This is a genomic window from Bacillus kexueae, from assembly GCF_022809095.1.
GTDB classification, from domain to species: domain Bacteria; phylum Bacillota; class Bacilli; order Bacillales; family Aeribacillaceae; genus Bacillus_BZ; species Bacillus_BZ kexueae.
Window position 1 is genome coordinate 134,154 of sequence record NZ_JALAZE010000008.1, and the last position, 8,758, is coordinate 142,911.

Sequence of the window (8,758 nt, forward strand, 5' to 3'; positions counted from 1 at the left end):
ACGAAACATCCTCTATTAGATGCTTGAAAGCTGTAAAATCATAGGTTGTTTCCGAAATCATTTTTGCTTTTACAACCGCGGAAAAGAGCCCAAACAAAAAAGCAAACCCTCCGAAAATGGGGGTTTGCTTAAATTTCAATGACGACACTAAAACCTTCACCTGGCTTTGTTTGAATTTCCATCGAACCATTTAATGTCTTCACACGTTCCCGAATCCCTGATAAGCCCATGCTATTATCCCGAATGAATAAAGAGTTTTGATCTGCCCCTACGCCATCATCTTCATAATGAAGGACAATCTTCTCTTTAATACTAATTAGCATTAATTTAATTGTCTTAGCTTCCGAATGTTTTCTGGCGTTCGCAAACAACTCTTGAACAATTCGATATAAACTCAATTGCAAATCTAAATTATTAGGGATTTTCAAGCGACTCGTATTCACCTGAACATGAAAAGCACCTAATGTTTCATATTGACTCGCTAGCTTTTCTAACGCTTTTTGTAATCCTAAATCGTAAAGCACTTGAGGTCTAAGCTCGTTGCAAGTTTCCCGAGTCATTAATATAGCATTATTAAGCCCCTCATGAATCTCTTTCATTTGCTCCTGCAATGTTTTTGGACAGTCTTCGTCATGCTGCAATGACACTTCACATTTTTGCTTAATCGAGATCAAATCTTGCAAAACCGAATCATGTAAATCCCTTGCCAACATGGAACGCTGCTTCTCTTCAAGAGAATAAATGACACGGTTATACCAAACAGGACTCTTTCCTTCCTGCTTTAATTGCTCTAAATGACTCATTAAACTTTCGATTTTTAAGAAATTCGATAAAGTAACATTCGTATAATATGCTAGAGCATTCAGCCATGATTTTTCATCTACCGTTAAGCGAGGAGTATTCATTTTAGATAAACAGATTAAAATATAATACTCTCCGACAGATTCACCAATATTGAGGACGAATCCTTTGTCGACCTCAACAATCTTACCTGTATCTTCACAAGCTTCCGCGATTTCACGACGGTAACGTTCTATGACATCTGTATAGTGAAGCTGATCGACTTTTACAGGCTCAAAATTACGGTCAACCGTAATAAACGATACGCTACTCACTAATAAAACGTCCGTAATTTCCTGCTTTAACCCATCGATGACCTCTGTCAGTGAATTCGCATCCCGTAGCTTATTAGTAAACTTAAATAGACTATCCTTATAATTGTATTTTTCTGAAAAACGCTTCAGCTGAAATTTATTATCTAGCAACTCTTTAACATTAAACGTAATAAAGAGTAATAGAAAAAGAAACACATAAGTTCGAATAGTAAACTCAGTAGGGCCGATATCTCTATTCGTAATAGCAATAATCACTCCGAATATTGCAGGAACAATACTCAAAAGTGCATAATAACGGAATCTACCTAACAAGAACTCAATATCATATACCTTCGTTGCTAAAAACTGATAGACCAGTGAAAATGGTATGATAAGGAGAAAGGCAACTAAATAGGCAGGGCTAAAAAAAGAAATCCTGAAAAAACTATAGGGAATGACATAGAAAAGTAAGAAAGGAGCAAACGCTAACACATTAGAAATTATAATTATTCTAATCATGTATTTCTGAGCTTTGTACCTTACCTTTCTAATCCCAATTCCAATGAATGTGTATGTTAATAAGAATAAAAATAAAAATGAAAGTAGATGGAAAACCATTATATTTATCTGAGCTTCTTGATCAGTAAAAACCTGATAAATCAAGAATGCAGAAATAGCATTAAGAAATACAATAAAGTAAGAAAATTTAATATAATATTTACTAAACCAAATAGTTCCAATTTCATTAAAATAAGTGTAAATATAATGAAGGTATATTACTGGAGTTCCAATAAAAAATACTACATTTAAATATTTCGATAATAAATCTCCTCTTGATGATGCCCCTGCACTTAAATGAGCTAATGAAATATTTAATAAAAAGATAATTAGAATTATAGAAGATTTACTTTGAGCATTATTAGTGCTTTTATAGATGTAATAACAACAAAAAACAGCAAAAAGTAATAAACTTAGTGGAACTAAATAATGGAAAACTATTTGTACATCAAATTCAGTTTTTATTTCATAAAAGTGTACACTTCCATCAGGTTTTTGTACTTTCAAACTAGAAAGTTGTTCTAGTTTCCTTAAATATATAATAGTTTTATGTTTTTCAGGATCTTCATTGTTTACTTCTAAAACAATATCCCCTACTTTTAGTCCTTTTCTATCTCCATATGCCCCTTTTTCAACATCTTGAATAACAAAATTACCATTTGTATCTTTTAATACAAATATGCCAATGAATTGATTTTGTAAGATATGATAGGAAAAATACACTACTAATATAAACGTTATAGTTAGTAGAGTATAAAATAACTTTGTGAAATCTCGCATGATATACAAAATAGCTTTTGATTAACCCCAATATTTTCTTAAAGTTTCTTCCGCTTCATCCATAACTTCACGAATTAATGTTAAAATTGCATAATCATCCATTTTCACTGCAAAACTTGCCTTACCTTCTAATACTGCCGCTAATTCCATTTTGTTTTCAGTAAAATAGCTAATCATTTTTTCCATTTGTAACCACTCCTATATTCATCATTTTTTCTTTTTTTATCATAAAGACTTGTTTTATTGTTTGTAATTCTTCTTTTGAAACATTGAGTAAGCTGGCTCTTCCGATTAATACGGCAACCAACTCTTCGGGATGCTTATGTAAGTGATGGACTATTTGTGCTATCCTCATCTTTCGACCTACCTCACATTCTAGTTCTTTTTAACCCCCTTTCACCTGTATTATACAAAAAAATTGTTTACTTTGGAAAAAAATCTTAGATTTCCTATATGAATTTTTTATTAATCGTAAGCCATGGTGATGGCTTACGATTTTGTTAGAGCATGAGCTACTTTAATGCATAGATCCATTATGACTGTTGCACCATTTTCCTTCAACAAGTTATAGGCTTCTTCGTTGTATACTCCTTGTTGAGCCCAAAAGACGTCTGCATCAATTTCGACAAACTCTTTTGCCACATCAACTAAATGTTCTGAACGTCGGAAAACGTTTACGATATCGACATGTCCTTCAATCTCTTTCAAAGAAGAAACCGCCTTAACTCCTAACACTTCATCAACCATAGGGTTTACTGGAATAATTTCATAACCAGCGTCTTGCATTGCTTTGGTAACCATATAAGAGGTTCTTTCTGGTTTATCAGATAACCCCACCACAGCAATTCGTTTTGATCGATTTAAAATCGATTTGATTTCTGATTGACTCGGGTTTTGAAATACCATTTTTCACACCACCTTCCTTCCCTTCCATTATACGGTTATTATTGTGTGATTCCAATTGTTAGACATTTTCGAATCCCCTTTTCATCCAAACTGAAATTTAGTAATATATTATCGCACTGTACGTGGAGGATTTTGATTTTGTCATGTACAATATAAGTAGAATCTAATTAAAGGGGAAAAAACATGATTTATGCACTCATTGTTGTTCTTGCTTATTTAATCGGCTCGATCCCATCTGGATTAATCGTAGGAAAATGGGGGTACGGTGTTGACATCCGTGAACATGGTAGCGGTAATTTAGGAGGTACAAACACATTCCGAACACTCGGAGTGAAGGCAGGCCTCATCGTAACCATTTCAGATATTTTAAAAGGTACTCTCGCTGCTGCACTTCCGTTATTTTTTGGTGTTGAAGCTAACTTTCATCCGCTTCTAGCAGGAATCATAGCAGCAGTTGGACACATGTATCCAATTTTTGCAAACTTTCGTGGAGGAAAAGCAGTTGCCACTTCTGGCGGAGTGTTACTCCTTCATAGCCCATTATTATTCATATCAACGTTAGCTGTATTTTTTCTCATTTTATATATCTCAAAGTATGTTTCTTTATCATCAATGCTAACGGGCGTTTACGCTGTTATTTATAGCTTATTTACGAAAGATATACCTTTAATTATCGTTGTCAGCATACTTGCATTTTTCGTCATTTACCGACACAGAGCAAACATTAAACGGATTCTCAATAAAACTGAACCGAAAGTAAAATGGCTTTAAAAAACGAGGGAAGTAACCCTCGTTTTTTTGTGGCCTTTTTGCAGTTTAAGAAGTCTCCATGTTAGAAGTACAACCTGGTGAATTCGACTTTAATTTTAGAATATTTCTTTTTTTCGACAAAAACGGTACTATAAAAGAGAGAACTAAAAAAGGAAGTGCGTTATGAAAAAAATTGCCGCTATAATCTTTTTAATAAGTATTGTTCTTTTGTTTGGAGTAATTGCTTTCCAAACATCTGAATCAAATCCTTTTTCAACAAAAAAAGAAAGCGCAGAGTTACCAACTAGAGCTCTCGCATCAGAAACAAAATCCTTTCATTCTTCCATTACGATTGCCGCTATAGGTGATATTTTAATTCATCGTCCGGTATATGAAGATGCAAAAGCGCAAGATGGGTCTTATAATTTTAAGCCGATGATTGAAAATGTAATGCATCTATTATCGGAGCCAGACTTTACAATCGCCAATCAGGAATCCATTATTGGTGGAACTGAAATAGGATTGTCCTCATACCCTTCTTTTAATAGCCCTTATGAAGTTGCAGATGCATTTAAAGAGGCAGGGGTAGATTTAATGACAATGGCGAATAACCATACGCTTGACAGAGGGGAAAAAGCAATCTTAAATGCAATATCCCATTACAACAAGATTGGCATGCATTATGTAGGTAGTTATGAAAGTGAACAAGACGCAAATACCTTGCGTATCATAAATGTACAAGGTATTAAATTAGGCTTTTTATCTTATACATATGGAACGAATGGCATTCCCGTACCAAAAGGGAAAAACCATTTAGTATCCTTAATTGATCAAGAAAAAATAAAACAAGATCTTCAAAAGCTGAAAAGTGAATCGGATGTTATTATCGTCAACATGCATTGGGGGCTAGAGTATCAGAGCTACCCTTCCAATGAACAGAAAGAGTTAGCGAAATTTTTGGCGAACGAAGGAGCTCACGTCATCATCGGCCATCACCCTCATGTCCTTCAACCGATGGAATGGATAGAGAATAATGCTGGAGATAAAAGTATCGTCATATACTCATTAGGTAACTTCTTATCTGCACAAAAAGGAAATGGTAAGGATGTAGGCGGGGTATTTACATTAACAATTGAGAAAAATATTACATCAAATGTGAACACAATCACATTGAAGAATCCGACATTGATTCCGACTTTTGTCTCTAGCCAACATAGTCGAAACTATCGTGTAGATGAACTGGAAACCATTAACTCAAACCTTTATCAAGAAGTAATAGCCCATATGAACCAATGGATTGATGATAGCGTATCCATTTTTTCAAAGTAAGTAGTATTCATTGAATTCTTCCTTTCTACCTCTGTATAATGGGGGTAAGAGGTGAAGAAAAATGAATTTAATCGTAACGAAAGAAGCAGCTAATTGGTACAAAAATGAGTTTCACCTAGAGAACGGCGATACTTTGCGTTTTTTTGCTCGATATGGTGGTTGTAGTAACGTGCAAAAAGGGTTTTCTCTCGGTGTAGCAAAGGATGAACCCGTGGACATCGCAACTCAAACGAAAGAAGAAGGCATTACCTTCTTTATCGAAGAAAAAGACCTTTGGTATTTTGATGAAAAAGATTTAACCGTAAACTATGATGCAACGTTAGATGAACCAACGTTCATGATTGAATAAAAAGAAAGCTTGCGTTTTCGCAAGCTTTTCTGCTTTTAGAAGTAATTCCTTTTCAAGTTAAATCTTTGAATTTGTTCTTGTAAACCATATTTCATTAAAATTTCGTATTGTCTTTCCCCTAGTAAATCAAAATGAGGATACCCTTTATAGTAGTGAATCCATTCAGGCTTTAAGCTGTTTTCTATTCCCCATTTAATGAGTTGATTAACATCTGCACAACCAACCTTCGTTACCGTGTGATATTTCGGAAAACGTTCGTCATACCAATAATGTGTTAAAAACGAAATTTCCCCTTTTTGCACATTCTGTTTCCATTTTTCCAATTCATCACGTTTAATCCCAAATGCCATGCTTATTCCTTCTTCATTGCTTCTTCATAGGCTTTATGCCAATCCGGGAAAGCTTTTTTAATGGAAATAGGCTTAAATGTTTCTTTTCTAACGCATACATGCTGTGAAGTACTTTGAATAGCCAATTCTCCACTCGGCGTATAGATTTCATAACCATATACAACCTTCAAACCATTATATTCTTCAATCCACGTATGAATAACTGCCGTGTCACCATATTTTAACGGCTTCTTATATTGAATATGTACATCGATGACAGGTGATAATACCCCTTCTTCCTCCATAGCTGCGTATGAAAACCCTAAATCTTTGATGAGCTGTGTACGGCCAACTTCCATCCATACTAAATAATTTGCATGGTAAACAACACCCATTTGATCGGTCTCAGCATAACGAACATCAATCTCTTTTTTTGAAACGAACATACACAACCTCTCCTAACTACTGTTTCTCTCTTTCCTCTCTATCTTATCGAAAGAGTTTGCCAATCTCAACTTTTTAAGATTCGACAATATATTAGAAATTAGAATAAAAATAAGAGCTGGACCGCCAGCTCTTATTTCTCATCATTATTTCGAAAACCTGATTCACGATCGGTCGCTTCGTCTCTAATTTCTTCACGTAGGGATTGGATGCTCTCTTCACGGCGTGCATTTTTAGCTTGAATACGCTCTCTTTCTTCTTCATCCGCATAGCGTAATGTTTCTTCTGCTTCTTCGATGTTTTCTAGTGTATTTTGCACGATTGATTGAAGCTTTTCAACGTTGTCAGAACGATCATCTGGATTTGGTTTGTAATTTGGCATCATCATCATCCTTTCTATTATTGGTACAGATTTAGTATGTACAAAATGCAAGGAAATATTGCTACTCTTTTTGTTTACATAATATATTTATGCCAAACAAAAAGAGAGAGTAGAAAAACTACTCTCCCTTTGTTTGTATCACTTGAGCATGTTGATTGGATTTATCGGCCATTTGTTTTCCTTTATTGCTTGAAAAACCTCTTGGTTTTGTCCCTTGGTGATTAGGATTAAAATGGGACTGCTTGTCGTTTGAATTTGTCATCATCCTCGCCTCCTACTTGTTAGGATGATGCAAACAAACTCAAAACATGAATGGAAATCATTATATTTTAGCTAAGTTTTTCGAGAAATCGCTTTTCTAACCTTTTTTCAATCCTTTCTTCTAACTCATCCAACATACGTTGATCATTTAAAATTTTTTTCTTATTTTCACGGACAAGCTCTTCAAAAGTTGGTTTATGTCTTTTCATTTAGAGTCCCTCTTTCGCAATAATTTTACTTAAATTATACATAATTTTCTGACTTTTAAACCTCGACGTTTGTGAACATTTATTGACATTATAACCAATTTTCAAATTTTTCAAACATAAGTATCCATCTCGTTTCAGAAATATAAAAAAGGTGCGTCATAGCACCTTGAAACAAAACGATAAGATTTATAAGTTGCTTTTCTCTTTCATGACATCTAAGGTCATCGGGCCTACCACTTTATCCATAATTCTCCCTTCTTCATCTAAAAAATAAGAAGTAGGATAAGTTAGAACTTCATATCCACTATTTGCTTTATTCTTTTCATCAAAAAAGACAGGAAATGTATATCCTTCTTCCTGAATAAAGGAAAGCACGGACTCTTTATTAGGTTCACTCACTGTAAAATTAACGGCCACGATTGTTACATCTGAAGAATATTGATCATGAAATCGCTGCATTTCAGGCATTTCTTCTTTACACGGTGGACACCAAGTCGCCCAAAAGTTCAAAATTACCTTTTTTCCTTTTAAATCAGACAGGTTAACAGGTTGCCCCTCAAGGGTGGTCAACTCGTAATCAGGTGCAATATTCCCCTTTTCTAGTCCCACTTTCGTTTCTTTCTCTGATAGTGTTTGCCACACCGCAACTGTTACTAATACAGCAAGAAAGATGATAGCAATGGCTTTCTTCATGTTTCTTCCTCCTATGTAAACCAAATCGCTGATACGCTGTAATACAAAATCATATAGACAATTGAAATACTCCCAAATGTGAATGTATATGTTTGAATTGAAATACTTTCCTTCTGTTTGATATACAACAATAAGATCGCATACGTAATGCATAATGCTACGTATGCATTACGTGTCGTACCATTAAACATGAAAAATGCAAATGGGTTTTGCAATATTAAATGTGGATTAAAAAACAAAATGCTACCTTTAAAGGCGACGATATAAAATATTATTCCTTCAAAAAAATATTTCTTTATGTACTGTTTTAAAGAATCAGACACCAACCATTGTAAAAGAAAGTATGCACATAAAAAACTACTAGCTGAAACAGTGTACATGTAATGAATGGTAAAAGGTCCAAGTTGAATAGCATCTAAAAGCATTTTTCATACCCCCTCTCATCATTACATGTATTCGCTCATTTATGCAAGTGACATTCTCATAAACGTTAGGTGAAATATTTGTGAAACAGCTTTAAGAAATTAAAAAGAAAGGTTGGTTCTTCTGATATGATCCCCTTATAGTAGACAGAAAAAAGAAAGCGAATTAATCTGTCTATTATGGAGGGGATTTTTTTATGGGAAAAATACGAAAAACCTATGATGTAAAGTTTAAAAAGAAAGCTGTGGATT

14 protein-coding genes are annotated in these 8,758 nt (G+C 34.3%); 3 read left to right on the forward strand and 11 right to left on the reverse strand.

Going from position 1 to position 8,758, the window contains the following annotated elements; translation table 11 throughout:
* Nucleotides 1–128: 128 nt before the first annotated feature.
* From ML543_RS13430 to ML543_RS13445, 4 genes are all read right to left on the reverse strand, one after another.
* Nucleotides 129–2,375 carry a histidine kinase gene (locus ML543_RS13430; protein WP_243387959.1) on the reverse strand — a complete coding sequence of 749 codons (2,247 nt, stop codon included), beginning with the start codon at nt 2,373–2,375 and terminating at the stop codon, nt 129–131.
* 78 nt (nt 2,376–2,453) lie between these two features.
* Nucleotides 2,454–2,618, reverse strand: coding sequence for a hypothetical protein (locus ML543_RS13435; protein WP_243387960.1), 165 nt, complete (start codon nt 2,616–2,618; stop codon nt 2,454–2,456).
* Entirely contained in the window at nt 2,602–2,787 is a 186-nt protein-coding gene (locus tag ML543_RS13440) for a competence pheromone ComX (protein ID WP_243387961.1), read from the reverse strand. Before ML543_RS13440 ends, ML543_RS13435 begins: the two co-directional genes overlap by 17 nt.
* 134 nt (nt 2,788–2,921) lie before the next feature.
* A complete protein-coding gene (locus tag ML543_RS13445; RefSeq protein ID WP_243387962.1) occupies nt 2,922–3,338 on the reverse strand; it encodes a CoA-binding protein in 417 nt (138 codons plus the stop codon).
* Nucleotides 3,339–3,521: 183 nt separating this feature from the next.
* On the opposite strand from ML543_RS13445, the gene plsY reads away from it, so the two are divergent.
* From plsY to ML543_RS13460, 3 genes are all read left to right on the forward strand, one after another.
* Nucleotides 3,522–4,109: a glycerol-3-phosphate 1-O-acyltransferase PlsY gene (gene plsY / locus ML543_RS13450; RefSeq protein WP_243387963.1), complete on the forward strand. Its 588-nt coding sequence runs from the start codon at nt 3,522–3,524 to the stop codon at nt 4,107–4,109.
* A gap of 162 nt (nt 4,110–4,271) precedes the next feature.
* Nucleotides 4,272–5,417, forward strand: a complete 1,146-nt coding sequence (locus tag ML543_RS13455) for a CapA family protein (RefSeq protein ID WP_243387964.1) — start codon at nt 4,272–4,274, stop codon at nt 5,415–5,417.
* 61 nt (nt 5,418–5,478) lie between these two features.
* The gene (locus tag ML543_RS13460; protein ID WP_243387965.1) at nt 5,479–5,766 is read left to right on the forward strand and encodes a HesB/YadR/YfhF family protein; all 288 of its coding nucleotides are present in this window, start codon (nt 5,479–5,481) and stop codon (nt 5,764–5,766) included.
* A gap of 35 nt (nt 5,767–5,801) precedes the next feature.
* On the opposite strand, the gene ML543_RS13465 is transcribed toward ML543_RS13460, so the two are convergent.
* From ML543_RS13465 to ML543_RS13495, 7 genes are all read right to left on the reverse strand, one after another.
* On the reverse strand, nt 5,802–6,116 hold the full coding sequence (locus ML543_RS13465; RefSeq protein ID WP_243387966.1) for a hypothetical protein: 315 nt from the start codon (nt 6,114–6,116) through the stop codon (nt 5,802–5,804).
* Nucleotides 6,117–6,118: 2 nt separating this feature from the next.
* The gene (locus ML543_RS13470; protein ID WP_243387967.1) at nt 6,119–6,541 is read right to left on the reverse strand and encodes an acyl-CoA thioesterase; all 423 of its coding nucleotides are present in this window, start codon (nt 6,539–6,541) and stop codon (nt 6,119–6,121) included.
* A 131-nt stretch (nt 6,542–6,672) separates the two neighbouring features.
* Nucleotides 6,673–6,924, reverse strand: a complete 252-nt coding sequence (gene tlp, locus ML543_RS13475; protein WP_419095386.1) for a small acid-soluble spore protein Tlp — start codon at nt 6,922–6,924, stop codon at nt 6,673–6,675.
* A 115-nt stretch (nt 6,925–7,039) separates the two neighbouring features.
* On the reverse strand, nt 7,040–7,183 hold the full coding sequence (locus ML543_RS13480) for an acid-soluble spore protein N (protein WP_243387980.1): 144 nt from the start codon (nt 7,181–7,183) through the stop codon (nt 7,040–7,042).
* A 67-nt stretch (nt 7,184–7,250) separates the two neighbouring features.
* Nucleotides 7,251–7,391, reverse strand: a complete 141-nt coding sequence (locus tag ML543_RS13485; protein WP_243387969.1) for an FbpB family small basic protein — start codon at nt 7,389–7,391, stop codon at nt 7,251–7,253.
* Nucleotides 7,392–7,577: 186 nt separating this feature from the next.
* Nucleotides 7,578–8,084, reverse strand: a complete 507-nt coding sequence (locus ML543_RS13490; protein WP_243387970.1) for a TlpA disulfide reductase family protein — start codon at nt 8,082–8,084, stop codon at nt 7,578–7,580.
* A gap of 11 nt (nt 8,085–8,095) precedes the next feature.
* The gene (locus tag ML543_RS13495; RefSeq protein WP_243387971.1) at nt 8,096–8,509 is read right to left on the reverse strand and encodes a prolipoprotein diacylglyceryl transferase; all 414 of its coding nucleotides are present in this window, start codon (nt 8,507–8,509) and stop codon (nt 8,096–8,098) included.
* Nucleotides 8,510–8,758 lie beyond the last annotated feature (249 nt).